Genomic DNA, 24006 nt, shown 5'->3' on the forward strand with positions numbered 1-24006 from the left:
GCTGAGGAGAATCGATGACCCGGACCGCGGACGCCGACTTCGAGCAGTTCGTACAGGCCCAGTCGACCCGATTGCTCCGGTTCGCGGAGATGCTGTGCGGGGATCGGCACACGGCCGAGGATCTCGTGCAACAAGCGTTGATGCGGTCTTATCCGAAGTGGCACCGGCTCGATGGTGACCCAATTAGCTACGTACGCCGGGTGCTGGTGAACCGGTTCTTGTCCGCGTCTCGCCGGCACTGGTCGAACGAGGTACCGAGTGACCCGGTCGACAACGACTGGGATCACCGCGAGGTCGCCGACTTCTCCGCGGAGGTGCAGACCAGGGAGGCCGTACTTGCGGCGCTTGCGGGTCTCACCGTCAAGGAACGAGCTGTGGTCGCGCTGCGCTACTCGCAGGATCTCTCCGAGGCCGAGACCGCCGAGTTGCTCGGCATGGCCCCCGGGACCGTCAAGAGCACTGCGTCCCGGGCGCTGGCCAAGCTGCGTCTGGCACCCGACCTGATCGACACCAACGTTGGAGGACAAGCATGACCGACGAGCAGCGGGTGCGCAGCGCGCTCGAGTACGACCTGGAGCCCTGGCAGCCCGACCCGGCCGACCTGATGCGTCGCGGCCGCCGGCTCGCCTGGCTCCGCCGAGGACTGGCCGCGGCGGGCGTGACTGCCCTCGCCGGCACTGTCGCAACAGTGTCCGCCGCGGTCGGGGGACCCACCGACGTGAAGAACCTGCTGGCCGGTGGCGGCAAGCCGCCGGTACCGGTCGAGCTCCCCACCAACACCCCGTCGGTGGACCCGAACTGCCTGCCGAAGGTACCGCCGGTGGAGAAGCCGAGCCTGCCGCCGGTCCCGACCCCGACCACGACGTACACGCTGCCGGGGAAGCCGGGCAAGCCGAGTCTGCCGCCGGTACCGACCACGAAGCCGTCCCTGCCGGGCAAGCCCAACCTGCCGAAGCCGTCGATCCCCGGGAAGCCGAGTCTGCCGCCCGTACCGACGACGAAGCCAACTCTGCCCCCGGTACCGACTACGAAGCCGACTCTGCCGGGCAAGCCGTCGCTGCCGCCCGTGCCGACCCCTTCGCTCCCGGGCAAGCCCAACCTGCCGAAGGTGCCGCCGGTCCCGACCACGAAGCCGACTCTGCCGCCGGTACCGACGACGAAGCCGACTCTGCCGGGCAAGCCGTCACTGCCGCCGGTCCCGACCCCGTCGATCCCAGGCAAGCCGCAACTGCCGCCCTGCGTCGACGCCCCCGTCCCGGTGCCGACCGAGACGCCGTCGATCCCCGGCAAGCCACAGCTCCCGACGGTTCCGCCGGTCAGCACGCCTTCCCTGCCAGGGAAGCCGGGTAAGCCGACCTTGCCGCCTGTACCGACGACTAGTCCGTCGCTGCCGGGCAAGCCGAGTCTCCCGCCGGTACCGACCACGAAGCCGACGTTCCCCAAGCCGTCTTGGCCCACCACCAAGCCAAGCTGGCCGGCCACCCCGACCATGCCCACCGGTACTCCCTCCCACCACCGGTAGGCCTCCACCCGAAAAGGGAGACGGAGTCACCGGCGAGTGGAGAGAATCGACCTCTACTCGCCGGTGGCTCCATCGGCCAGCTCGCGTGCGATGTCGAGCTGCCCGACATGCCGCGCGTACTCCTGCAGCACGTGAAACAAGATCCAGTTCAACGTCGGCCGCTCGCCCTCCACCCCGAACCGGCCACCGATCGCAGCCTTGGCTGTCAGGTCTCCGGTGACGATCTCCCGGGCCCGCAGACCGCCGGCCCGCAACGCCGTCAGCAGCTCGTCGAGGGTGTCCGAAGGCTCCAGCTGCCAGGGCCCGTCGTCGATCCCGCCGGAGTCGGCAAAGGGTTGGCCGAACGGTTCGGCGGCGAAGCCCCAGCGCAACCATCGGCGCTCCATGTAGACGAGATGCTTCAGCAGCTCCAGTGGGGACCAGCCGGATGGGAGCCGGCTGGTCCGGAGCTCGGCATCGGTCAGCCCGGCCAGCTTCCGCTCGACCGTCTCGCGGTAGAAGTCCAGCCAGGCGAGGTGCAGTTCGCGGGTGTCGCCGAGCTGGTCGTCGGGCAGCATCACAGGTCCCGGAGGTACTCGGCCGTTTTCTCGTCGGCGGGGAAGAAGGACTCGATCATCAGCTCGGAGACGGTGACGTCGAGTGGGGTGCCGAAGGTGGCGATGGTGGTGAGGAGCGAGAGGTCGTGATCGCCGTGCCGGAGTTTCATCGGTACTACGACCTCGGCCGCCGTCGCGAGGTCGGTGCACTCGCCACCGGAGTACCCGCGTAGTTCGTCGTACAGGTCCTGGAGGTCGGGGTCCGCCGTGCTGGCGATCTGGCGGTGGAGGGTGGCCAGGACGCTCGTGCGGACCGCGGGGAGGTTGCCGATCCGCGGCGCCAGGCCGTCGGGGTGCAGGGTGAGGCGCAGCGCGTTGATCGGCGCTTTGAGTAGCTCGGCCGGGACTCCTTCGGTGAACAACGCGATGCCGGCGTTCGCCTCGATGATGTTCCACCAGCGGTCGACGACCAGCGCGGGATACGGCTCGTGTGCCTTGAGCAACCGCCGCAGCGCCTCCCTGATCGCCAGCATCGCCGGGGAGTGCAGCGACGCCTCGCTGTAGATCGGTGCGTAGCCGCCCGCCAGCAACAGCTGGTTGCGATCCCGCAGCGGTACGTCGAGATGCTCGGCCAGCCGCAGCACCATCTCGCGACTCGGCTTGGAGCGGCCGGTCTCGACGAAACTCACGTGCCGGGTGGACACCTCGACCCGGTTGGCCAGGTCCAGCTGGCTGAGCCGGCGGCGCTCCCGCCAGCCGCGCAACAGCTCACCCACCGGGCGCTGGAACGTCTCCTCGATCGTCGCGGTCATGTCCCGACGGTAACCGCTGAGGTGGTCACCCTCATTACCTCTGACGTCATCGACCACTGCCGGATCCGGCGGCAAGCTTCTGGTCATCGCAACGACCGAACCGAGGAGAAACCCATGAACGCCAGCACGCTCGCCACCCAGTACTTCGCGATGTGGAACGAAGCCGACGCCGACACGAGGGCCGGCATCATCGAGAAGACCTGGTCCGCCGACGGCGCTTTCGTCGACCCGAGCTTCGAGGTCAGCGGCCACGAGGGGTTGACCAAGATGGTCGAGACCGCACACCAGTTGTTCCCCGGCCACGCCTTCTCGCTCACCGGCCAGGTCGAGGAGCACCACAACCGCCTCCGCTGGACCTGGCACCTGACCGCCCCCGGCCAAGACCCCGTCGCAGGCGGCACCGACGTCATCACCCTTACCGAGGACGGCAAGATCCGCGAGGTCATCGGCTTCCTCGACTTCGCCCCGGCCCACTAGGACTCAGGGGTGGGTCAGGGGCACGTACGACTTTCGTCGGGGCCGGTGGCCCGTCTGATGGGGGATGCCCCGTTACCCACCCCGCGGCCTAGGTTCGTGGGTATGGAAAAACGTTGGAAAAAAGGACTTCCGGCGGCAGTGGTTGCCGTTGGCATCATCGGTGCGCTGATCCCCGGTACTGCGGCAGCGGCGACCGCCAAGCCGGCCGGGATCAGCTGGAGTGAGTGCAAGCCGGGCAGTGTGGAGCAGTGCGGCAAGCTGACTGTCCCGTTGGATTGGTCGAAGCCGGGTGGGGCCAAGATCGACATCGCGGTAGCGCGGGTGCCGGCGAAGGATCAGGCGCACAAGCTCGGGTCGCTGATGTTCAACCCGGGTGGGCCGGGTGGTCCCGGTGCGGAGGCCTTCGCGCAGGGTGCGGCTGACGAGTTCTTCGCGGAGTACCGGGATCGCTACGACCTGGTCAGCTTCGACCCTCGCGGCTCGGGCGGTAGCAGCAAGCTGGATTGTGGGCCGATCCTGCGGCCCGGAGTACCGGTGTTTCCGAAGAACAAGGCCGAGTACGACGCGATGGTCGCCTCCAGTCGCGCGACGGGGGAGCAGTGCCTCGCGCAGCACGGTGAGTTGATGCGCAACCTCGACACCCGCACTGCCGCTCGCGACATGGAGGCCTTCCGCGCCGCACTCGGCGACGACAAGCTCAACTACCTCGGCGTCTCGTACGGTTCCTACCTCGGTACGACGTACGCGCAACTCTTCCCGCAGCGGGTCGGCCGAATGGTGCTGGACGGGATCCTCGACCACGCCCAGGGGCCGACCCGCCTGATGCTGGCCGAGGCGAAGGAGATGGAGAAGAGCTTCGACAAGTTCGCCGAGTGGTGCGATACGGACTCCAACTGCGCACTGCACGGGCAAGACGTCCGCGCTCTGTGGGACAAGGTGGTCGCCAAGGCCGACAAGACTCCGCTGCCGGTGCCCGATCACGCACCGGTCGCGGGCGACACGATGCGGGTGTCCCTGCCGAGCCTGCTGCCGCGAGTGGATCGCGCCGCTGATGTCTGGGGCGCCTTCGCCCAGGGGCTCGCACTGGCGGCCAAGGGGGATGGCTCGCTGTTCGCGGAGATCACGTACATGGGCGATCCGGGCACGGAGTACGCCGCGGTGTCGTGCATGGACTTCCCTGGTCAGCTGACGGGATACGCCGATGCGAAGGCCCGGATCGCGCTGGCCAAGAAGATCGCACCGCGCGTCGGTGCGGCCGTCGAGGGCTGGGCGATCACTGCCGCGTGCGCCGGCTGGCCGATCAAGCCGAGCAACCCGTGGCAGCCGACGCCGGTGAAGGGCATTCCGCCGATCCTGATCACGTCCACCACGACCGACGGATCGACGCCACTGTCCCAGGCCAAGGGACTCGCTCGTCAGATCGAGGGCAGTCATCTGCTGGTGGCCAACGCCTACGGCCACACCGCGTTCTTCAACGCGAACTGCGCCCAGGCCGCGATGGCGTCATACCTGATCGACGGGCAACTGCCGCCGAAGCGCTCTACCTGCGGTTAGAGGTGTGGCCCCACCCGTGGTCGTGTCGCGGGGTGGGCGTTGTGTCCACCCCGCACCGCTGCGCCCCTGCCCTGCGTTAATGGCAGCAGTGGTCAGTACAGAGCCTGTTGCGGAATGGGAAGTGTGCATAACGACAGGAAGTAGTGCCCGTACTGCGGCCGGGCACCGCCTCCGTGAGCGTGGCGCCCGGCCGAACGCCCGACTACTTCCTGCCCTTGTGTACAGCTACTCCGCTCCGCACCAGGGGTTGCTCGCGGTGGGGCGAGGCGTCCGGGCCGACGCTCGTACGAGCTGGTCAGCGCACGCGTCAATCCTTCAGTGGTGGACACCACGCGCCAGCCCGCGACACGAGTACGGGGGGTCGAATTGTCCTAGAGGAAGGCGGTCAGCATGCGGCGGCAGCGTTCTGGGTCTGTGGTCAGGCCGGCGCCGAGCGCCCAGAGCCAGTAGTCGACCGTTCGGAAGACCACCCAGTCGCGCGCTCGCTCGGAGTCGAGCTCGGCTTCCCGCACGATCGTGGCGAAGTGCGTGCGGATCTCTGCGTCGTCGGCCATCTCGTGGACGCGCGTCAGGAGCATCCGGGTCAGATCGAACTCCGGGTCGCCACGGTAGAGCAACGGATCGACCACGATCCACGGTTCGCGGGCACCTCGTAGTACCTGGTCGGAGTGGAAGTCTCCGTTGGCGGCGAGGCCTTCGGAGGTGCTCTTCGACAGGTGCTTGGCGACTGCGAGGGCCTCGCTTAACAGCGCCGGGGCGAAAGGTCTGCCGAGCCGCTGCCAGTCCGCCTGCAGTTGAGGCGCGCGGGCGCTCACTATGGTTGCGGTCGACAACGCGTCGGCGGGCGCGGGAACGGCGAGCCGGCGCATCAAGCGGCCGAGGACGGCCATCGCCTCGCCGACGGGCTGGTCGAGCAAGGAATCGCCGAGTCGCTCCAGCAGCAGGGCGCCATGCGGGAGGTCGACGTCGTGCAGGCGAACCGTGCCGCGGCCGTCCCACCAGCGCAATGCTCGGGCGTGCTTGGCGACGTCGGGGCCGGGCGGCGACAGGCGCAGTACCAGTTGTTCGTCGTTGCGGGTGACTCTGAGGGCGATCGCGTTCGACCCGTGGGAGACGGGGCCGTCGATCGTGAGGGCCCAGATTTCGCACTGCTTGTCGACTGCCGCGGGGAGTCCGGCCAGCCATTCGCGGCCTTCGGTCCACCAGCGGGGCATCGCCAGGAAGGTCTCGGGCAGCTCGATCATTTGGCCAACCGTAGTGAGTTCGTGTGTGTCTGGTCTCCCCGTTTACCGGTTCGGCGGACCATGATGTGGAGCATGGGCGGAACGGTTAGGCGTGGGAATGAGTAGCCTGCAGTTCGATCCGGAGGTATCGCGGCAGATCGAGTCGGTCTACACGACACCGGACGTGATCGAGCAGCGCAGGGTGGTGCGGGCCGCGCTCGCGTTGCGGGCGGGCGACCGGGTGCTGGATGTCGGCGTCGGGCCGGGGCTGCTGGCCGCGGAGATGGCGGCCGAGGTCGGACCGGACGGGCGGGTCTGCGGTATCGACATCAGCGACAGCATGCTCGCGATCGCCGCTACTCGCGCCAAGGTGCCAGACGGGCCCCCGATCGAGCTGGAGCTCGCCTCCGCCGCGCGGATCCCGCACGGCGCCGAGAGTTTCGACGTGGTCGTCTCCACCCAGGTCTTCGAGTATCTGGACGACGTACCGGGTGCTCTCAACGAGATCCGCCGGGTACTACGCCCCGCCGGGCGCGTGGTCCTGCTGGACACCGACTGGGGTTCGACCGTCTGGCGATCCACGGACGACGCCCGGATGGCTCGCGTGCTGACCGCCTTCGAGGAGCATCTCGAGGATCCGCATCTGCCGCGGACGCTCGGCGACTCGCTGGACAAGGCGGGCTTCACCGTCACCCATCAGCAGGTCGTGCCGATGCTCAACATCGGGTACGACGCGCGGACGTACAGCGCGGGGCTGATCGACATCGTCGAGGCGTTCGTGCCTGGTCGTGCCAAGGTGAGCGAACTGGAGGCCACCGCCTGGGCGGAGGATCTCCGCGGCCTCGGCGAGAGCTACTTCTTCAGCCTGAACCGCTACCTCTTCGTGGCCTCGGCTCTCTGACCACCAGTGCAGGCCCCTAGGCTCAGCTCACCCTGGCGGGTAGCGGCAGCAGCCGGTCCGCGGTCGCGCGGCCGACCTCGCGCATCGCCTCCGGCGTCATCTCCGTCTTGAGCAAGAACTGCAGCCCCTGCTGGATCGTCAGCAGCAGCCGGCCCAGCTCGCGCGGATTCGTGTCCTCGGGCAGATCCCCCTCCGCGACCGCCCGCGCGACCGCGTTCGTGAAGCAGTCCTCCACCGCCTGGTACGTCGCCCGCGCGCATCCCGTCACCTCGGGATCGCGGGCGGCCAGCTCGGTCGTGCTGTTCGCCAGGAAGCAGCCCCGGTTGGTCGCGACCGGCCCGTCGTGCTCGGAGACGGGGTCGGGTGGTCCGGGGACGAAGAAGCTCCGCAGGATGTCGATGGCGCGGTCGCCCTTGCCGACGGATTCGCAGACCCCATCGGCCGTCTCGTGCGCATAGGTGCTCAGCACCTTGAGGAAGAGTTGGTGCTTGTCGCCGAACGCGCCGTAGAGGCTGCCCTTGCCCAACCCGGTCGCCTTCATCAGGTCGTCGAGCGAGGTGGCCGCGTACCCCTTCTGCCAGAACTCGTCCCGCGCCGCCCGCAGTACCTGCGCTTCGTCGAACTTCCTCGGCCTGCCCATGGCGCCAGCATACCCAGTTATTTGACCGATCGGTCCTGAAGGAAGTCTACTGGACCGTATGGTCAATTACTCACTGCAAGGCAAGACGGCACTCGTCACCGGCGGCACCCGCGGCATCGGCGCGGCGATCGTCGCCAAGCTGCTCGCCGCTGGCGCGACCGTCGTCACCACCTCCCGTACGCCCGTCGACAACCTCCCGGCCGGCGTGCACTACGTCCAGGCAGACCTCGGTACGCCGGAAGGCGCGACCGTCGCCGCCGAGGAGACGCTGACGCACTTCGACGGCAAGCTCGACATCTTGGTCAACAACGTGGCCTCGGGGCAGGCGTACCCGGCGGGCACGGCGACCATCCCCGACGAGGCGTGGCAGAGCTCGCTGAACACCTCGTTCCTGAGCTCGGTCTGGGTCACCCAGCGGTTGCTGGCGAACCTGGTCACGGCGAAGGGCGCGATCGTCAACATCTCGTCAGCTGTCACGCTCGATGTCGTTCCGCCGCTCGCGCACTATGCGGCGGCCAAGGCGGCCCTGGAGAGGTACAGCCTGACCCTGGCCGCCGAGCTGGCGCCGCAGGGCGTTCGGCTCAACGTGGTCATCCCCGGGAACGTGGCGACGCCGGGTGGCGACAAGGTCCGCCAGGATCTCGCGGACGGGTTCGGCATCCCGGTCGAGGCGATGACCGCCGGTACGCCGCTGGGTCGCGCCGGCATCCCGACCGACATCGCCGAGGCGGTCGGCTTCCTGGTCTCCGACCAGGCGGAATGGATCACCGGCAGCCAGTTGCTCGTCGACGGCGGGGCAGCGGTCGGCCTCGCCGCCTGACGGAGCGGAGTACCGGCGTTTGAGGGGTTAACCCCCCAGTCGGTGGGTTGCCTAGCCAGAATCCGAGCGGGCAACCCACCTTCTCGGGGGTTAACCCCTGAGACGGCGGTGCGTGGCTGTGGTCTGGGGGTGACGGCCAGGGGCGGGCGCATCGTGGGATGCGCCCGCCGCCGTCGGTCGCTCTCCCGCCCCTCAGTGGGAGAACTCGCGGCTCGGTGAGCACCACCCATGCCCGAATGGGGCCGACCGAACCGCGGGACCATCTACTCGTACCCCAGTCCACGCCGCTCACACGCGCACTGTCGGAAAACTTGACGTTTCTCGTACAACCCGCTGCCCTCCCGGACATGGACGGATGACACCGGGCCGCCCTAACCTGAAGCGATTCCGTGGCCGGGGGAGGCCGTGGGCGTCACAGGGGGAGGGGTAAACCGATGACGGACGTCTTCGACGAGATCCACGAGGACGAACTGACCGAGGCCGAGCTGGACGAGCTGGAAGCACTCGGCGCCGCCGAGGACGCGGACCTGATCCTCGGGCAGATAGATGCCTGAGGCAAGGATCGTCTGGCGGAAGACGCAGCTGAACCAGCGGACCGTGGCGATGCTGATCGCGGCCGAGAAGATCTACAAGTCGCAGTTCGGGTTCCTGCAGGGTTCCTACAACAAGGGTGGCGTCGAGGCCTCGGCCGGGACCCACGACGGTGGCGGCGCGGTCGACATCGACGTGGTGAAGAAGAGCCCGGCACAGCGCCGGGCGGTCGTGCTGGCGTTGCGCCAGGTCGGGTTCGCCGCCTGGCTCCGGACGCCGGCCCAGGGCCGCTGGCCGTACCACGTGCATGCGATCGCGATCGGCGACAAGGACCTGTCCCGCGGCGCGGCGACCCAGGTACTGGAGTACAAGCGCAAGCGCAACGGCCTGGCCAACCGGGGCAAGGACGACGGGCCGCCCGGCTACTACGCGATGACCTGGGAGATCTACCTCAAGGCGCATCCGGTGCCCGTGCCGCCCGCAGTACCGGACTCGTCGATCTCGCTCGCCGCGATGGCCTATGCGCGGACGCATGACGTGATGACCGGTGCGTGGGGTGCTGATCGGGCTCGCGTGATCGCCTGGGCGGCGCACCCGAAGGTCGGGGCGATCACCAAGGCCGAGACCTTGCCGCGGGCCGGGGTGTCGTGGCACCTGCACTTCCAGCGGGTGATCCGGAAGGTGCAGATGAAGTTCCAGCTGCCGGTGACCGGGATCTTCAACGACGGGATGGCCACGCTGATGAAGCGCTACGGCTACACGATCACCGCTTAGCTCCGATCAACGACAAAGCCCCACCGGTAGCAGCCGGTGGGGCCTTGATTGGTCCACTACCGCCCGACATTTCGGTGCAGCTGTGGAGGTGGAGAGCGGAACCGGCGCCGATGCAGGGGTCAAGACGCCAGCTCCGCTTGCTATGGGGTTATCTCGCGTCGACCGCCCAGACGTGCGCCTGGTGGAACTCGAGGTCTTTCTGCATTCCGACCGGTGCGCCGTTCGCGCCCAGGTGCTGGAGCGTCGGTACGACCACTGCACGCACATCCGACCGCTTCACTTCGTCCAGCAGCGCGTGGAACGCGGCGGACTCGGCGGCATCGCGCTCGGTGTACACCGTGCCGAGGGTGAAACCCTCGGCGCTGGCGAACGCCGCGAGCGAGTTCGTGGCTGCGGCCAGTTCCTCGGCGCAGCTGAGCGCGTCGGCCCGGACGTAGCCGAGCAGCGTCGGACGAGTCGTCATCGCGATAGCTCCGCGTTGACCAGGACCGGCTCGCTGGTCACTCGCAGCGAGGCGAACCGGCGGCGCATGGCTTCTTCGTACTGCGCGGCCTGGTCGGCATCTGCGGTGTGATCAGCGATCGTGGTGGCGCCGAACCAGACCCGCACGCGGCGGTGCGAGGCGGGAATCTCGATCGACTCGGTCATCGGTGGTCCTTCAGTTCTCGAGGGGGCTGCCCGACGCTGGGCATATGGAAAGAACACCGTATAAAGCCGGGCCCCGGAATAGACTGGCAAGGACCTTTACAGAGGCCTTACGCTGTGCCGGTTCCGCCGGAGTTCCTGCGGTGAAAGTGCTGGTCAGAGCACCGGGAGCGGTTCCGGGAAGAGTTCGTCTTTATGGCCTGTCAAGAATGTTTGCAGGAATTTGCCAATAACGATTCGAACACCCGACTATTTCGGCGCAGCCGCAAATGTAGGACGCCCTGGTAACTCCGGGCGCACGTCCGGCCACGCTCCGGCCACGCTCTGGTTGCCTCCCCTCAGTCGGCTGAACGACCCATTCGGCACACCGCAGGATTCCCTTCACGGACCTCTACCGCCGCGACTTTCGCCCAGGGCCGTAACTACTGCCCGTAGCGCCTCCCCGACCACGGACCGTGATCGGCTCACTGCTGGGAGAGAATGCCCACCATGCAGCTGACCACTGAACGGCTAGATCTGGTCCCCCTCGACGTCGAACGGGATCTCGCCGACCTGCACACGATGTTCATGGACCCGATCTGGGCGGCCGCCGCCTATGCGGAGCCGACCGCTGACCTCGCTGCCTCCAATGCCCGCATCGTCGAGGACTACGGCGACAACGTCGGCCTGATCTGGGCACTGCGGCTGCACGGTTCCTCTCGGGCAATCGGCCTGATCGGCGTCTACTCCGACCAGGGCACCTCGATCCGCGGCATCAGCTGGTACCTCCATCGCGACCTCTGGGGTCGGGGGCTGATGGGTGAGGCCGCGCGCGTGGTCGTCGAACACCTGCTGGCGCTGCCGGAGATCGACGGCATCGAGGCCTGGATCGACGCCCGCAATGCCCGGTCGATCGGCGTCGCCCGCAGGGCCCAGCTCGAACTCGCGGGTCGACTGCCGCGAAGGAATCTCGGCGAGGTCTCGCAGTGGATGGTGATGGCGCGTGCTGCTGAGCCGGTCGCCCAGGCGGTCGTCAGCATTCGGCCGCAACTGCCGGTCAGTGACGTGGCCAAGACGGCCGACCTATTGGTCCAGCTGCTCGGGCTACAGGTCATCTACCAGTTCGGGGAGCCGGAGGTGGAGTTCGCCCGGCTCGGCGTTTCCCGGTGGAACGGTGCTCCGGTGCTAGACCTCCAGCGTTCGACGGAGATCTCGCCAGTGACGCTCGGGCTCGATATCGGCGTACCGGTCGATTCTGTTCATGAGGCTGTCGTGGCGGCGGGTCTGGTGGTCGATGCGGCGCCGGCGGATACGCCGTGGTCTCGGCGTGAGTTCGCCTTTCGGCTGCCGGACGGGCATACCGTCACGGTGTCGGGTGCTTCATCCGGCTGAGCTTCGCCGGATGGCCTGGTACTGCTAACAGCGTCACCGGTGCGGCCAGTACTGCGAACGCCGCGATCACGTTGAGTGCGACCGGCAGGCCTGTGGCTTTGACGAGAACGGGTGCGGCGAGGGCGCCGATGACCACGGTGAGTGAGTCCATCGCGAAGAAGAGGGCGCCGATCCGGCCGAGGAGTTCGGTGGGGGCGACTCGCTGGACGGTGGTTTCCGCGGTGATCAGCAGAATGCTGCCGGGAAAGCCGATCAAGGCCGCCGCGGCAATCGCCCAGGGCACGCTCGGGGCATTGAACAGGGCGAAGAAGCCGACGCCGGTCGCCACCTGGGTGACGATGAGCAGATCGCGAATCCCTAACCAGGTAAGGGCTTTCGGGCTGAGCGCGGCGCCCAGTAGGAAGCCGGCGCCTAGGCCTGAGATCAGATAGCCGACGGCCTGCCCGGGTGCGTCGAGCCGCTCGACGGTGAAGGGAACGAGGAGTGCCGTCGCTCCGGCATTGGCGGTCAGGAAGACGCCGTTGGCGATCAAGATGCCCGAGAGGATCTTGCTCCGGGCAACGCCTCGCAGTCCTTCTTTGAGCGCTCGGAATCCCTTGACCACTTCGCCCTTTACGGCAATGTGGTGGTATTTGATCGACGCGATGATTGCCGCGGACAACAAGTAACTGGCGATGTCGAGGAGGAGGACGAAGGTGATTCCTGGTCCCGTCAGCAGGAGCGCGCCGAGAGGCGGCGCGGCCAGCCGGATCACGCTGCCGGAGAACGCGGTGAGAGAGTTCGCCGCAACCAGCTCTTCGCCCGTCCCCACCACCGCCGGCGTGAGTGCCCGGGACGCCGGTCTGAAAACCGTGGTCGCCAGATTCTCGGCCAGTACTGCGACGTAGACGAGCCAGACGCGGTCGGCGGAGTCGGCGAACAGAATCAAGGCGACGGCGGCTGCGCTGGCGAGATCGGCGAGCCACATGGCGCGCGAGAGGTTACAGCGGTCGAGCAGCACGCCGGCCCACGGCCCGACGACCAAGGCGGGCACTGCTTCGAGCGCAACCGTGAGCCCGGTTGCGGCGGTCGAGCCGGTCAGTTGGAACACGTGGACCGGGATGGCGATCACCAGCAGCCAGGAGCCGATACCGGAGATCCCGTTGCTGATCCAGAGTCGCCGGAAGTCGGTGTTCCGCAAGATCCTCACGACGACGGAAGCTATCTTGTCAGAACACTTCTTGGCAATAGTGTTCTGTCAGGATAGTGTGTGGTTTGTGGATCTGAGCGCCGAACTGAGAGACCGCCGGAAGGCGGCCAATCGCACGATCGCCTCCGTCGCCGTCGACGCGGGCCTCTCCGTTCCGTACATCGCCAACCTGGAGAACGGGCGCGGCAATCCCACCGTCGCCGCCCTGGATCGCCTGGCCACGGCCCTCGGCGCGCAGTTGCAGCTCACCATCGTCGACGAAGCGCCGGTCAAGTCGCTGCTGCCCTCGAACGCCGCCGACCTGCTGGCGGAGTCACCCCGCGCCCGCGGCGTCATCGCCGAACTGGCCGGCGCTCGCGGTACCACCAAGCGCTCCATCGAACGCCAACTGACGACCACCCTCGACGCCCTTGGTGGGCTCCTCCCCGACGAGCCCACCCTCGCCGACCTCGACCGGCTTCTCGACCTCTTGCTTCTCTCCCACAGGCCCTGACCGCGGAGCCGTAACTGGGTCGACGGACTTTGCGTTTCCAGGCCCCCACTTTGTGCACGGCGTAGGCACGTACTCGCGAGTAGAACGCTCAGCCGGTGCTCAAAGTGGGGAGTCTCGACAAAGGCGGGCGGGTGGTTGGTCGTCGGGCTAGGGTCGGAGGGTGGAGATTGCTGCGCGGATCGCGTCCGCTCAATTGTCCGGTCTGGCTCGTTCGCGGCGGCAGATCGTGGCCGGTCCGTTGGTTGGGATGCTGCACGACGAGGAGGTCTGGTTCCTGTCGGGCGCCGTCGCGGCCGACCCGGGAACGGCCTTCGACCCCGAAGAGGTGTCGTGGGCGTTGGAGACGATCCGCAAAGCCTTCGCTGCCGAAGGGCGCTGGCTGCACGCCGAGCTGATCGAGGAGGCCAACCCCGGCCTGGCCGAGGCCCTCGCAGCAGAGGGCATGACGATCGTCTCGCGCCCGCCGCTGCTGGTGGTCGAGCCTGACGGACTCGTGCTCCCCGAGTTCCCCGAAGGCGTCACTGCCTCGGTCATCACCTCGCCCGAAGAACAGGACGAGGCGAATGCCGTCGCCGCCGACGCCTACGAGACCGACGACACGACGAACCCCTTCCAGCCCGACCCGGCGAACGGCGCCGCAGTACTGATCCGCCAGAACGGCGTACCGGTCGCCACCGCCGCGTGGACCGCAGTCGCCGACGGCGTCACCGAGATCGCCGGCGTCGGCACCCTCCACTCGCACCGACGCCTCGGTCTGGGCGCGATCGCAACGGCGTACGCGACCCGGCAGGCCTTCGAGACCGGCGGCGCAACCCTCGCCTGGCTCACCCCAGGCGACGACGGCGCCGACCGTATCTACCGCCGCATCGGCTACGAACCCAAGGCAACCGCAGTCCACCTCGGCGACCCCGGCGGCCACCTCACCGACTTGCGTTAGCGCCGCGAGTCAGTCCGGGAAGTGCCGCGAGCAGTCCCAGACCGGCCGCGACGAGTGGGACGAGCAGCGCGGATCGGAAGTCGTCCACCGTCAGTTCGTCCGCGGCGGCCAGGATCGCGGCGACCACGGCCAGGCCCAGCGCCGAGCCGAACTGGAACGACGTCGTCAGTACGCCGCTCGCCAATCCCTGCTCCTGCTCGGAAATCCCATCGGTGGCCGCGATGGTGAGCGGTCCGTAGGCCAGTGAGAACGCGAGCCCGAGCAGGATCAGTGACGGCAACATCGCCGGATAACTCCAGTCCGCACTGAGCGGCAGAAAGAGGGCGTAGCCCGCCGCGGCGAAGGCGAATCCGCCGAAGACCACCCGGCCGTTGCCGAAGCGGCCCACCAGCCAGGGCGTCAGTGTCGGCGCCAGGATCGAGTCGATGCCGATCACCATCAATGCCAGTCCGGTCTGGAGTTCGGTCCAGGATCGCAGTTCCTGCAGATAGAGCACCGCAATGAACTGGAAGCCGACAAACGAGCCGACCAGCAGGATCGCCCCGAGATTGGCCCGGACGAGAGCCCCGTTGCGGAAGATGCCGAGCCGGACCAGAGGTTCCCGCACCCGGCGCTCGATGCCGATGAACGCGACCAGCAGTGCCAGGCCGGCGATCGCGGTGAGCGTGGTCTGCAGCCGCGGCACCTCGGGTGCCCGGACCACCGTGCTCACCAGCAGCAGCATCGCTCCCGTCAGGCTGATCGCGCCGCCGAGGTCGAAACCGCCGTGCTGCCGGTCCGGAGCCGCTTCGCGCGGGAGCAGCGTGATCGCGCCGGCCAGGATCACGGCGGCGAGCACGACGGGCGCGAAGAAGACCCAGCGCCAGTCGATCGCGGTCAGCAGTCCGCCGGCCACCATGCCGAGCGAGAACCCGGCGGCCGCAGTACCGGCGTACACCAGCAAGGCCTTGGTGCGTTGGGGGCCTTCCGGGTAGGTCGTGGTGATGATCGACAGGCCGGCCGGGGCCATGAAGGCGGCGGCGATGCCGGTGACGAAGCGGGCGACGATCAGCACCCAGCCTTCGGTCGCGAAACCGCCGAGACCGGAGAAGGCGAGGAAGACGATCAGCCAGCCGACGAACATCCGCCGCCGGCCGAGCAGGTCCGCGGCCCGGCCGCCGAGCAGGACGAATCCGCCGTAGCTGAGGACGTAGGCGCTGACCACCCATTGCAGTTCGCTGGTGGACAGGCCGAGCTCGGTCCGGATCGCGGGCAGCGCGACGCCCATCATCGAGACGTCGATGCCTTCCAGGAAGACCGCGCCGCAGAGGACGAACAGAACAGCCCAGGCCCGGCCGGTGAGCCGTTGCTGGGTGATGGTTGATGACACGGACATGCTCCGGTTCTTGGAAGTGAGGTTGGTTATCTCTTGTAACTGACCCCATCTTGAGGAACCATCAGGGATTGTGGAAGAAGGCACTTCAAAGGAACCGAGTTACTCCTGCTGCACCGAGGATGCGTTCCAGTGGGACACCCGCGAGGACTGCGAGGTCCGGCAGATCCTCGACCGGATCGGCGACAAGTGGTCCCTGCTGGTGATCGCGTTGCTCGATGACCGCAAGCTGCGCTTCACCGAACTGAAGAAGACGATCGACGGCATCAGCCAGCGGATGCTCACCGTGACGCTTCGCCAGTTGGAGCGCGACGGCCTGGTACTTCGTACCGTCCATCCTGTCGTCCCACCCCGCGTCGACTACGAGCTCACCCCGCTGGGCGTCACCCTGCACGCCACCATCCAGTCCCTGGTCACCTGGACCGAATCCCATCAGCAGGAGATCGCCACCGCCCGCGCCACCTACGACGCCGCCGGCCAGCTCAGCACCTCCAGCTGACCTTCCCCGCCGCCACCTGGTTTCGTACCTCCGGGGACTGCCGGAGTGGGGTCTGTGCGCAGGCAAACGGCCGGCAACCCGTGAGGATTGCCGGCCGAGTTGTTCAGGGGTTGGGGCTAGCGGACGGTGAAGCCTGCTTTGCGGAAGGCGTCGGCGAGGGAGCCTTCGTCCATCGGGACGTCCTTGGCAGGTTGTGAGGTACCTGTACCGCGACCACCCTGACCGCCTTGACCGCCGCGACCTTTGCCGCCGCCGGCAGGACCGCTACCGCCGTTGCCACGAGAGCCGCCGGAGCCGCCAGAGCCGCCAGAGCCGCCAGAGCCACTGGAACCGCCTCGGTTTTCGCCGGTGCGGGCTGAGCGGCCTTCGCCGGGGCGGCCGCCTGAGGTTGGGGTGCCTACTTCGTCGTCCAGCCGTAGCGTCAGGGAGATGCGTTGGCGGGGGATGTCTACCTCGAGCACCTTGACCTTGACGATGTCGCCGGGCTTGACGACCTCGCGGGGATCCTTGACGTAGTTCTTCGACAGCGCCGAGACGTGGGCCAGGCCGTCCTGGTGCACGCCGATGTCGATGAAGGCGCCGAAGGCGGCCACGTTGGTGACCTGGCCCTCCAGCCGCATCCCGGGCTTCAGGTCGCCGATCTTCTCGACGCCCTCGGCGAAGGTCGCGGTCTTGAAGGCCGGTCGCGGGTCGCGCCCCGGCTTCTCCAGCTCGGCCAGGATGTCGGTCACCGTCGGCAGACCGAACATGTCGTCGACGAAGTCAGCCGCCTTCAGCGACTTCAGGGCCGACGAGCCGATCAGCGACTTCAGGTCGGTCTTCGTCGAGTCGATCATCCGGCGCACCACCGGATACGCCTCCGGGTGCACGCTCGACGAGTCGAGCGGGTCGGCGCCATCGGGGATCCGGAGGAAGCCGGCCGCCTGCTCGAACGCCTTCGGGCCGAGGCGCGGCACCTCCTTCAGCGCGGTCCGCGACTTGAACGGGCCGTTCTGGTCGCGGTAGATGACGATGTTGTCCGCCAGCCCCTGGGTGATCCCGGAGACCCGGGTCAGCAGCGGCGCCGAGGCGGTGTTGAGGTCGACACCCACCGCGTTCACACAGTCCTCGACGACAGCGTCCAGCGACCGCGACAGCGAGTTCTCCGGGAGGTCGTGCTGGTACTGCCCGACGCCGATCGACTTCGGGTCGATCTTCACCAGCTCGGCGAGCGGATCCTGCAACCGCCGCGCGATCGAGACCGCGCCGCGCAGCGTCACGTCCATCCCCGGCAGCTCCGCCGACGCGAAGGCCGACGCCGAGTACACCGACGCTCCCGCCTCCGACACGACCGCCTTGGTCAGCTTCAGCTCCGGGTGCTTGGCGATCAGCTCGGCCGCCAGCTTGTCGGTCTCCCGTGACGCCGTACCGTTGCCGATAGCAATCAAATCGACCTTGTGGGCGGCGGCGAGCGCGGCCAGCGTGGCGATCGATCGATCCCACTGGTTCTGCGGGACGTGCGGGTAGATCACCCCGGTGGAGACGACCTTGCCGGTCGCGTCGACAACGGCGACCTTCACGCCGGTACGGAAGCCCGGGTCGAGCCCCATCGTCGCGCGCGTCCCAGCCGGTGCAGCGAGCAGCAGGTCGCGCAGGTTGGCCGCGAAGACGCGGACGGCCTCGTCTTCAGCGCTTTGCCGCAGACGCGTCCGCAGGTCGATGCCGAGGTGGACCAGGATCTTCGTCCGCCAGGCCCAGCGCACAGTCTCGACCAGCCACTGGTCGGCCGGACGGCCCTTGTTCTCCACGCCGACTTTGCGGGCGATGGTCGCCTCGTACTCCGTCGGGCCCTCCGGCGCCTCGGCCCCGGCGGGCTCGGACTCGATGGTCAGCGAGAGCACTTCTTCCTTCTCACCGCGGAACATCGCCAGGATCCGGTGCGACGGCATCTTGGTGAACGGCTCGTCGAAGTCGAAGTAGTCCGAGAACTTCGCGCCGTCGGTCTCCTTGCCCTCGCGCACCTTCGACCCCAGCCGGCCGCGCGTCCAGACCCGCTCGCGCAGCTCACCGATCAGGTCGGCGTCCTCGGAGAAGCGCTCGACCAGGATCGACCGGGCGCCGTCGAGCGCGGCCTGCGGGTCGGCCACCTGGTCGTTCACGAACACCGTCGCCGCGGCCAGCGGCGGCACGCTCGGGTCGGACAGCAGCCCGTCCGCGAGCGGCTCCAGGCCGGCCTCGCGGGCGATCATCGCCTTGGTCCGGCGCTTCGGCTTGAACGGCAGGTAGATGTCCTCCAGCCGCGACTTGGTCTCCGCGGCGAGGATCGACGCCTTCAGCGCGTCGTCCAGCTTGCCCTGGCTCTCGATCGACTCGAGCACGGTCGTCCGGCGCTCCTCGAGCTCGCGCAGGTACCGCAGGCGCTCCTCGAGGGTACGCAGTTGCGCGTCGTCGAGCTCGCCGGTGACCTCCTTGCGGTACCGCGCGATGAAGGGCACTGTCGAGCCCTCGTCCAGCAGCCCGACGGTTGCCCGGACCTGCCCCACGCCGACTTCCAGCTCGTCCGCGATCCTCTGCTCGACCGACTGCAATGCCACTGTCCCGCATCCCCTCTACATCCGAATGACAGACGAGCATTCTGCCCCGCTCGTCACACCCCACATCCTTCCCTATCCCCCCGACAGAACAAGACCACCGCCCCCACCCTGTGGACAACCGCCCCGAATCCGGTACTACGCGGCGTCGGTCCCGCGGGCCGGGCGCATCAGGGTGCAGGCGATGACGACTGCCATGGCGACGAGTAGACCGGCGATGGCGAAGGAGAGCTGGAAGCCGCTGGTCAGGGCCTCCAGGACCGGCTTGCCCGCCTTGGTCAGGCTCTCGGTGTGGGTGGCGGACAGCGTGGCCAGGACGGCCAGGCCGAGTGCGGCGCCGACCTCGCCCATCGTGCCGATCAGGCCGGAGGCCAGGCCGGCGTCCTCGGGCTTCACGTCCGCCATCGACAGACCCATCAGCGCGGGGAAGCAGATGCCGCCACCCAGTCCCAGCAAGAACAGCACCGGCATCACGTGGATGAAGTAGTTGCCGTCGACGGGAGCCTGCGTGAACAGCGCCAGCCCGGCCACGATCAGGGACAGCCCGCCGATCAACGGCCGGCGCGGACCGAAGCGCATCACCAGCTTCTCCGAGTAGCGCACCGACAGCAGCCCCATCACCAGCGTCGTCGGCAGGAACGCCAGCCCGATCTCCAGGGCGTCGTACCCGAGAACGCGCTGCAGATAGAGCGAGCCGAGGAAGAAGATGCCGAACATGCCCGCGCTGGACAGCGCCTGGATCAGGTTCGCGCCGGTCAGCGTGCGCGACCGGAAGATCCGCAGCGGGACGAGCGGGTTCGCGGCGGTCGCCTCCCGGACGATGAAACAGGCCAGCAGCGTCAGGGTCAGCAACGACAAAGCGATGGTCCGGGGAGCCGTCCAGCCCAGCTCGGGGGCGGGCTTCACGATGGTGAAGACGCCTACCATCAGCGCGGCGGTGATCAGTACAGCGCCTGGTACGTCGGTACCGCGGCCGAACCCGATGCCCTTGTCCTTCTCGATCAGCTTGACCGCCAGCACCACGGCCACGATCCCGATCGGCAGGTTCACGAAGAAGATCCAGTGCCAGCTGATCGCCTGGGTGAGCGCGCCACCCGCGAGCAGCCCGATCGAGCCGCCGGCCGAGGCGACGAAGGCGTAGACGCCGATCGCCTTGGCCTGCTCGCGCGGTTCGGGGAACAGCGTCACGATCATGCCCAGGATGACCGCCGAGGTGAGCGCGCCACCGATGCCCTGCAGGAAGCGCGCGGCGACCAGGACCTCCGCCGAGGTGGCCAGGCCGCAGAGCACGGAGGCGACGGTGAAGACGACCAGGCCGCTGACGAAGATGTTCCGCCGCCCGAGCAGGTCGCCGAGCCGGCCGGCCAGCAGGAGCAGACCCCCGAAGGCGATCAGGTACGCGTTCACCACCCACGCGAGGCTGGAGCTGGAGAAGCCGAGATCATCCTGGATGGCCGGCAGCGCCACGTTCACGATGGTGACGTCGAGAACGATCATCAGCATGCCCGCGCAGAGCACGTAGAGAGCCGCCCAGCGCGAGCGGCCGCCCTGCTTGGCCGGCGTCGTCGCCCGGGTGTCGGTCGTCGCGTACATCTGGGTACTCCTTCTGGTCCGAGGTGGGCCTTACACCTCTACGTCGAACCAGCAGGGCTCAGATTGACACGTCCGGCGAATCTTTCTTCTCCCGTACGTTCCGGGTGCGCGAGATCCAGTAGCCGATCAGCGCCGGGACGAGTCCCGAACCGACCGCGAACAGGGTCGGCAACTGGGAGACCAGCGCGAACCAGGTGAGCAGCGCGATCACGCCACCGGCGACCGAGAGCGACCGGCGCAGCAGGAAGAGGTTGGCCTCGCGGAAAAGACTCTTCGGCGTACTGTCCGCAGGCGCTCCTGGAAGGACGGCGAGCGCGCTCAGATAGAGCCCGACGATCATCCCGGTCAGCGGAACCAGGATGACCAGCGCGACGATCCGGATCGGGCCGTTGGCGTTCGCCCAGAAGAGCAGTCCGAAGGCGAGCGCGATGCTGCCGAAGTACAGGGCGAGGCCGGACAGCCAGAAGCGCGGGAAGGCCCACCTGAACTGCTTGAAGAACCGGCGCAGCAGCTGCGGGTGGTCCTGGCTGAGGGCGTCCGGCAGGACCCGCTGGAACGCGAACGCCGCCGGGTAGAGCGTGACGATACCGATGCTGAGGACGAGGAAGACGATCTGCAGCATGAGCAGATCGCCGATCACCGACAGCTTCGACAGCACGGCGTTGGTCCGGCCGGCTCCACCGGTCTCGCTCACTGGTTCTCCCTCACCTCGAAGCTCATGATCGTATGATCACAAACAATCACATCCGGATCACAAGACCCCGGGGGTCCCCATGCTCGCACCGGAACGCCACGAGCTGATCCTGCGCAGCCTGCGCCGGCACGGCCGGCTGCGGGTAGCCGAACTGGCGACCGAGCTGGGCGTTTCCGCGATCACAGTACGCCGGGATCTCGCCGAGCTCGATACGGCCGGACTCCTGCGCCGGGTGCACGGCGGCGCGGTCGGCACCACTCCGGCGCCGGTTCACGCCGGTCAGAGCAGCCAGCTGACCATCGGGATCATCGTCCCGAGCTCGACTTTCTACTACGCCGATGTGATCCGCGGCGCCGAGGCGATGGCCGACCGGTACGGCGCCCGCCTGGTGCTCGGGGTCTCCGGGTACGACGTGGCCGTCGAGCAGGAGCGCCTCGAGAAGGTGCTCGGAATCGGCGTGGCCGGCCTGCTGCTCAGTACCGCCCTCGGCGACGGCCGCGCGGCCGAGCTCCGCCGGACGCTGGACGCGATCGACGTACCGGTCGTGCTGATGGAGCGCGCTTTCGGGTTCCCGAACGTCGGACGCGAGTACGACCACGTCCGTACGGATCACGCGTACGGCGCCATGCTCGCGCTGCGGCATCTCGTCTCGCTCGGGCACCGCAAGATCGGGATCAACCTGAACGCCAGCGTCACGGCGTACTGGCTGCGGCACGGGATCGCGGCGGCGGCCGAGTCGCTCGGGGTGGAGCTGTTCGTCTCGCCGGTCGCGCTACCCGCCCGCGGTGAGGACCCGACGACCCTCGCCCAGCACGACGCGTTCCTGGCCGAGTGCGAGGCGTTCGGCGCCCGCGCGGCGCTGGTGCACTCCGACGAACACGCCGCCCGCCTGATCGAACGAGCAATGGAACACGGCCTGCGGATCCCCGACGACCTGGCCGTGGTGGCCTACAACGACGAAACCGCCGCAATGGCGGTCGTCCCCCTCACCGCCGTCTGCCCACCCAAACTCACCCTCGGTGAAACCGCCTGCGAAATCCTCCTCCGCAAACTCAAGTCCGCCTCCCCGCAGCCGGCCCCCACCCAACACCTCTCCCTCCTCCCAGAACTCCGGGTCCGCGCCTCCTGCGGAGCCCTGGCCGCCACCACCTGGGCCTGACGCACAGCTACATTTGGGCCGACAGAGTCACGATCAGGAGGCACGGATGGACTACGAGCAGTTCAAGACCGAGTACCAGCAGGTCTTCGACTCGATCGACAACCAGCCCGCTGCCCACTTCGCCCCCGACCTGGTCCGGTTGAGGTCGATGGCCGCCGCGATCGATTCGCCGGTCGACCGGCGTACCGCGGAGAACCAGATCGCGACGATCGAGGACGTGCTCTCGTACGACGACGAGCCGCCGCTGTCCCCGGCCATGGTCGAAGCCGTCCGCGCCCACGCCCGGGGTAACGCCGCCGACGGCACGCCGGCCGAACGGATCGCCCGCGCCGAGGCGGCGATGGCCGAGATCGGCCGGATCGCCGACGCCGCCGACCCGGCCGAGCAGGCGTCCATCCTGGACATGAACGAGTCGCTCTACATGCTGATCATGGCGCTGGAGCCCGACCCGCAGTGAAGGTCACCAGCCTGAAGGGGATGATGGACGAGCAGGCCAACGCCGCCGTCCGCATCTCCGGCGCGGACCACTCGTCCTGGAACGGCAAGCTCGACGTCACCGACCCCGCTCGCAAGGTCCGGGGCGCGGTGAAGTGGGACAACACGATCGAGTACTCCGACCGGTCGGTGAACGAGCCGCTGCGCGAGATGTTCGACAATGCGCGGGTTCACAACCAGGATCCGCGGACTCTGCAGTCGTACCGCGAAGCCGTGAAGACGGTGCTGCACGAGAACACCCACGTGCTCGCGGCCGAGGGAACCCAGCACAGCGATGCCAAGGACGCCTTCCAGAACCCGAGCGTGAAATCGCTCGAGGAAGGGGTCACGGAGCTCTACAGCTACGCCAACGTCGACCGCTACATCGACGATCTCGGGCTGGAGGAGGTCGCTCCCGGGATCGGCTCCGCGGACGCCAACCGGTCGTACAAGCAGTACGTGCCGGCCGCGGAGACCTTCACCAACGGCATCGCCCGGGAGAGCGGCGTCGACAAGGACGAGGTCGTCCGCCGGCTGGCGGTCGTGAACGCGGAGCAGAAGTTCCAGGTGGCGGCGGAGACGCTGTACGACAACAGCGAACTGCCCGGGCTGGTGCCGGAGCAGGGGCGCGAGGCGGCGGTGCAGCGCATCGCGGCGGCCATGCGACCGCCGTTCGAACCGCTGCCGGGGTTGGAGGGGCTGAACGCCCAGGAGTTGCGTCGCGAGTCGGCCAAAGCGGGCGGTCGCGCGGCGGATGCCGGGATCGCTGAGGTACAGGCGATCCGGGGCCAGTGGTCCGCTCCCCAGGCCGAGCAGCGAGTCGAGCGTGGGGCGCAGCAGCAGGCTGGGCAGCAGGCTCAGAACAACCCTCAGCAGACGCAGAATCCACAGCAGATGCAGGAGCCGGCGCAGTCTCCGCAGTCGAGTGATCTCCAGCACGCGATGCGGGCGGGTTTGAGTGGGTCGGCCCCGATGTCGTCTGCGCACGTACTTGCGGCCGGGGAGCAAGGGTCTCGACGGAGTGGCGGACAGGGCGGGCCGGAGCGGCAGGGGCCCGAGCGGGGCGAGTGATCAGCGGCGCGCTGCGTGGAACTCTGATCGCGGCAGTTCCGTTATTGATCGAATTTGATCATTCGAGCGCTGGGGTATTGACGGGAAAGCCCTTTCCCCATACTTTCGCTGCACTCGGTGGTCTGGTCGTCACTTGACTGGCGCGGGCC

General features: G+C 68.1%; 25 protein-coding genes. 14 read left to right on the forward strand and 11 right to left on the reverse strand.

Annotation, left to right across the window (positions count from 1 at the left end; translation table 11 throughout):
* Positions 1–14 precede the first annotated feature (14 nt).
* A complete protein-coding gene (locus G3I17_RS27670) occupies positions 15–533 on the forward strand; it encodes a SigE family RNA polymerase sigma factor (RefSeq protein ID WP_164600538.1) in 519 nt (172 codons plus the stop codon).
* Positions 530–1522 (forward strand): hypothetical protein, encoded by a 993-nt coding sequence (locus G3I17_RS27675; RefSeq protein ID WP_164600539.1) that lies wholly within the window; start codon positions 530–532, stop codon positions 1520–1522. Before G3I17_RS27670 ends, G3I17_RS27675 begins: the two co-directional genes overlap by 4 nt.
* A 53-nt stretch (positions 1523–1575) precedes the next feature.
* On the opposite strand, the gene G3I17_RS27680 is transcribed toward G3I17_RS27675, so the two are convergent.
* Positions 1576–2079 (reverse strand): DinB family protein, encoded by a 504-nt coding sequence (locus tag G3I17_RS27680; protein ID WP_164600540.1) that lies wholly within the window; start codon positions 2077–2079, stop codon positions 1576–1578.
* Positions 2079–2870 carry a helix-turn-helix transcriptional regulator gene (locus G3I17_RS27685; RefSeq protein ID WP_164600541.1) on the reverse strand — a complete coding sequence of 264 codons (792 nt, stop codon included), beginning with the start codon at positions 2868–2870 and terminating at the stop codon, positions 2079–2081. Before G3I17_RS27685 ends, G3I17_RS27680 begins: the two co-directional genes overlap by 1 nt.
* A 114-nt stretch (positions 2871–2984) precedes the next feature.
* Between G3I17_RS27685 and G3I17_RS27690 the strand changes: the two genes are divergently transcribed.
* Positions 2985–3347 carry a nuclear transport factor 2 family protein gene (locus G3I17_RS27690; protein ID WP_164600542.1) on the forward strand — a complete coding sequence of 121 codons (363 nt, stop codon included), beginning with the start codon at positions 2985–2987 and terminating at the stop codon, positions 3345–3347.
* Between the two features lie 102 nt (positions 3348–3449).
* Complete coding sequence (locus G3I17_RS27695; protein ID WP_164600543.1) at positions 3450–4901, forward strand: alpha/beta hydrolase; 1452 nt, start codon at positions 3450–3452, stop codon at positions 4899–4901.
* A gap of 371 nt (positions 4902–5272) precedes the next feature.
* Here the strand turns inward: G3I17_RS27695 and G3I17_RS27700 are convergent, their stop codons facing one another.
* Positions 5273–6145: an aminoglycoside phosphotransferase family protein gene (locus G3I17_RS27700; RefSeq protein ID WP_164600544.1), complete on the reverse strand. Its 873-nt coding sequence runs from the start codon at positions 6143–6145 to the stop codon at positions 5273–5275.
* A gap of 97 nt (positions 6146–6242) precedes the next feature.
* On the opposite strand from G3I17_RS27700, the gene G3I17_RS27705 reads away from it, so the two are divergent.
* On the forward strand, positions 6243–7025 hold the full coding sequence (locus G3I17_RS27705; RefSeq protein WP_164600545.1) for a methyltransferase domain-containing protein: 783 nt from the start codon (positions 6243–6245) through the stop codon (positions 7023–7025).
* A gap of 22 nt (positions 7026–7047) precedes the next feature.
* Here G3I17_RS27705 and G3I17_RS27710 read toward each other — a convergent pair whose 3' ends face one another.
* Positions 7048–7665, reverse strand: coding sequence for a TetR/AcrR family transcriptional regulator (locus G3I17_RS27710; protein ID WP_164600546.1), 618 nt, complete (start codon positions 7663–7665; stop codon positions 7048–7050).
* Positions 7666–7723: 58 nt separating this feature from the next.
* Here G3I17_RS27710 and G3I17_RS27715 point away from each other — a divergent pair, with 58 nt between their 5' ends.
* Positions 7724–8485, forward strand: a complete 762-nt coding sequence (locus tag G3I17_RS27715; RefSeq protein ID WP_164600547.1) for an oxidoreductase — start codon at positions 7724–7726, stop codon at positions 8483–8485.
* Between the two features lie 546 nt (positions 8486–9031).
* Positions 9032–9790: a hypothetical protein gene (locus G3I17_RS27720; RefSeq protein WP_164600548.1), complete on the forward strand. Its 759-nt coding sequence runs from the start codon at positions 9032–9034 to the stop codon at positions 9788–9790.
* Between the two features lie 148 nt (positions 9791–9938).
* Here the strand turns inward: G3I17_RS27720 and G3I17_RS27725 are convergent, their stop codons facing one another.
* Both G3I17_RS27725 and G3I17_RS27730 read right to left on the reverse strand, forming a co-directional pair.
* Positions 9939–10253 carry a hypothetical protein gene (locus tag G3I17_RS27725; protein WP_164600549.1) on the reverse strand — a complete coding sequence of 105 codons (315 nt, stop codon included), beginning with the start codon at positions 10251–10253 and terminating at the stop codon, positions 9939–9941.
* On the reverse strand, positions 10250–10438 hold the full coding sequence (locus G3I17_RS27730) for a hypothetical protein (protein WP_164600550.1): 189 nt from the start codon (positions 10436–10438) through the stop codon (positions 10250–10252). The genes G3I17_RS27725 and G3I17_RS27730 overlap by 4 nt, the downstream gene beginning before the upstream one ends.
* A 486-nt stretch (positions 10439–10924) precedes the next feature.
* Between G3I17_RS27730 and G3I17_RS27735 the strand changes: the two genes are divergently transcribed.
* Positions 10925–11806 (forward strand): GNAT family N-acetyltransferase, encoded by an 882-nt coding sequence (locus G3I17_RS27735; protein WP_164600551.1) that lies wholly within the window; start codon positions 10925–10927, stop codon positions 11804–11806.
* Here the strand turns inward: G3I17_RS27735 and G3I17_RS27740 are convergent.
* Complete coding sequence (locus G3I17_RS27740) at positions 11778–12995, reverse strand: MFS transporter (RefSeq protein ID WP_164600552.1); 1218 nt, start codon at positions 12993–12995, stop codon at positions 11778–11780. The genes G3I17_RS27735 and G3I17_RS27740 overlap by 29 nt on opposite strands.
* Positions 12996–13062: 67 nt before the next feature.
* Here G3I17_RS27740 and G3I17_RS27745 point away from each other — a divergent pair, with 67 nt between their 5' ends.
* Both G3I17_RS27745 and G3I17_RS42265 read left to right on the forward strand, forming a co-directional pair.
* Entirely contained in the window at positions 13063–13488 is a 426-nt protein-coding gene (locus G3I17_RS27745) for a helix-turn-helix domain-containing protein (protein ID WP_164600553.1), read from the forward strand.
* Positions 13489–13648: 160 nt separating this feature from the next.
* The gene (locus G3I17_RS42265; RefSeq protein WP_164600554.1) at positions 13649–14425 is read left to right on the forward strand and encodes a GNAT family N-acetyltransferase; all 777 of its coding nucleotides are present in this window, start codon (positions 13649–13651) and stop codon (positions 14423–14425) included.
* Here G3I17_RS42265 and G3I17_RS27755 read toward each other — a convergent pair.
* Positions 14409–15800 (reverse strand): MFS transporter, encoded by a 1392-nt coding sequence (locus G3I17_RS27755; protein WP_203590836.1) that lies wholly within the window; start codon positions 15798–15800, stop codon positions 14409–14411. The genes G3I17_RS42265 and G3I17_RS27755 overlap by 17 nt on opposite strands.
* 70 nt (positions 15801–15870) lie before the next feature.
* Here G3I17_RS27755 and G3I17_RS27760 point away from each other — a divergent pair, with 70 nt between their 5' ends.
* Positions 15871–16296, forward strand: coding sequence for a helix-turn-helix domain-containing protein (locus G3I17_RS27760; protein WP_164600555.1), 426 nt, complete (start codon positions 15871–15873; stop codon positions 16294–16296).
* 116 nt (positions 16297–16412) lie between these two features.
* Here the strand turns inward: G3I17_RS27760 and G3I17_RS27765 are convergent, their stop codons facing one another.
* The 3 genes from G3I17_RS27765 to G3I17_RS27775 form a co-directional block, all read right to left on the reverse strand.
* Entirely contained in the window at positions 16413–18869 is a 2457-nt protein-coding gene (locus G3I17_RS27765; RefSeq protein ID WP_164600556.1) for a Tex family protein, read from the reverse strand.
* Positions 18870–19004: 135 nt separating this feature from the next.
* Entirely contained in the window at positions 19005–20459 is a 1455-nt protein-coding gene (locus tag G3I17_RS27770; protein WP_164600557.1) for a DHA2 family efflux MFS transporter permease subunit, read from the reverse strand.
* 58 nt (positions 20460–20517) lie between these two features.
* Positions 20518–21153 carry a DUF624 domain-containing protein gene (locus G3I17_RS27775; protein ID WP_164600558.1) on the reverse strand — a complete coding sequence of 212 codons (636 nt, stop codon included), beginning with the start codon at positions 21151–21153 and terminating at the stop codon, positions 20518–20520.
* Positions 21154–21232: 79 nt separating this feature from the next.
* On the opposite strand from G3I17_RS27775, the gene G3I17_RS27780 reads away from it, so the two are divergent.
* From G3I17_RS27780 to G3I17_RS27790, 3 genes are read left to right on the forward strand one after another with little or no spacing between them, the layout of a single operon-like run.
* Positions 21233–22312, forward strand: coding sequence for a LacI family DNA-binding transcriptional regulator (locus tag G3I17_RS27780; protein ID WP_164600559.1), 1080 nt, complete (start codon positions 21233–21235; stop codon positions 22310–22312).
* A gap of 46 nt (positions 22313–22358) precedes the next feature.
* Complete coding sequence (locus G3I17_RS27785) at positions 22359–22769, forward strand: hypothetical protein (RefSeq protein ID WP_164600560.1); 411 nt, start codon at positions 22359–22361, stop codon at positions 22767–22769.
* Positions 22766–23857 (forward strand): hypothetical protein, encoded by a 1092-nt coding sequence (locus G3I17_RS27790; protein WP_164600561.1) that lies wholly within the window; start codon positions 22766–22768, stop codon positions 23855–23857. The genes G3I17_RS27785 and G3I17_RS27790 overlap by 4 nt, the downstream gene beginning before the upstream one ends.
* Positions 23858–24006 lie beyond the last annotated feature (149 nt).

It is taken from the genome of Streptomyces sp. SID13031, assembly GCF_010548305.1.
Taxonomy (GTDB): domain Bacteria; phylum Actinomycetota; class Actinomycetes; order Propionibacteriales; family Kribbellaceae; genus Kribbella.

Coding starts and splice junctions, on each gene's coding strand:
- G3I17_RS27685 (WP_164600541.1), bottom strand. CDS start 2,870: ATGACCGCGACGATCGAGGAGACGTTCCAGCGCCCGGTGGGTGAGCTG.
- G3I17_RS27725 (WP_164600549.1), bottom strand. CDS start 10,253: ATGACGACTCGTCCGACGCTGCTCGGCTACGTCCGGGCCGACGCGCTC.
- G3I17_RS27710 (WP_164600546.1), bottom strand. CDS start 7,665: ATGGGCAGGCCGAGGAAGTTCGACGAAGCGCAGGTACTGCGGGCGGCG.
- G3I17_RS27670 (WP_164600538.1), top strand. CDS start 15: ATGACCCGGACCGCGGACGCCGACTTCGAGCAGTTCGTACAGGCCCAG.
- G3I17_RS27720 (WP_164600548.1), top strand. CDS start 9,032: ATGCCTGAGGCAAGGATCGTCTGGCGGAAGACGCAGCTGAACCAGCGG.
- G3I17_RS27730 (WP_164600550.1), bottom strand. CDS start 10,438: ATGACCGAGTCGATCGAGATTCCCGCCTCGCACCGCCGCGTGCGGGTC.
- G3I17_RS27700 (WP_164600544.1), bottom strand. CDS start 6,145: ATGATCGAGCTGCCCGAGACCTTCCTGGCGATGCCCCGCTGGTGGACC.
- G3I17_RS27770 (WP_164600557.1), bottom strand. CDS start 20,459: ATGTACGCGACGACCGACACCCGGGCGACGACGCCGGCCAAGCAGGGC.
- G3I17_RS27785 (WP_164600560.1), top strand. CDS start 22,359: ATGGACTACGAGCAGTTCAAGACCGAGTACCAGCAGGTCTTCGACTCG.
- G3I17_RS27680 (WP_164600540.1), bottom strand. CDS start 2,079: ATGCTGCCCGACGACCAGCTCGGCGACACCCGCGAACTGCACCTCGCC.
- G3I17_RS27675 (WP_164600539.1), top strand. CDS start 530: ATGACCGACGAGCAGCGGGTGCGCAGCGCGCTCGAGTACGACCTGGAG.
- G3I17_RS27735 (WP_164600551.1), top strand. CDS start 10,925: ATGCAGCTGACCACTGAACGGCTAGATCTGGTCCCCCTCGACGTCGAA.
- G3I17_RS27705 (WP_164600545.1), top strand. CDS start 6,243: ATGAGTAGCCTGCAGTTCGATCCGGAGGTATCGCGGCAGATCGAGTCG.
- G3I17_RS27690 (WP_164600542.1), top strand. CDS start 2,985: ATGAACGCCAGCACGCTCGCCACCCAGTACTTCGCGATGTGGAACGAA.
- G3I17_RS27715 (WP_164600547.1), top strand. CDS start 7,724: ATGGTCAATTACTCACTGCAAGGCAAGACGGCACTCGTCACCGGCGGC.
- G3I17_RS27755 (WP_203590836.1), bottom strand. CDS start 15,800: ATGTCCGTGTCATCAACCATCACCCAGCAACGGCTCACCGGCCGGGCC.
- G3I17_RS27695 (WP_164600543.1), top strand. CDS start 3,450: ATGGAAAAACGTTGGAAAAAAGGACTTCCGGCGGCAGTGGTTGCCGTT.
- G3I17_RS27780 (WP_164600559.1), top strand. CDS start 21,233: ATGCTCGCACCGGAACGCCACGAGCTGATCCTGCGCAGCCTGCGCCGG.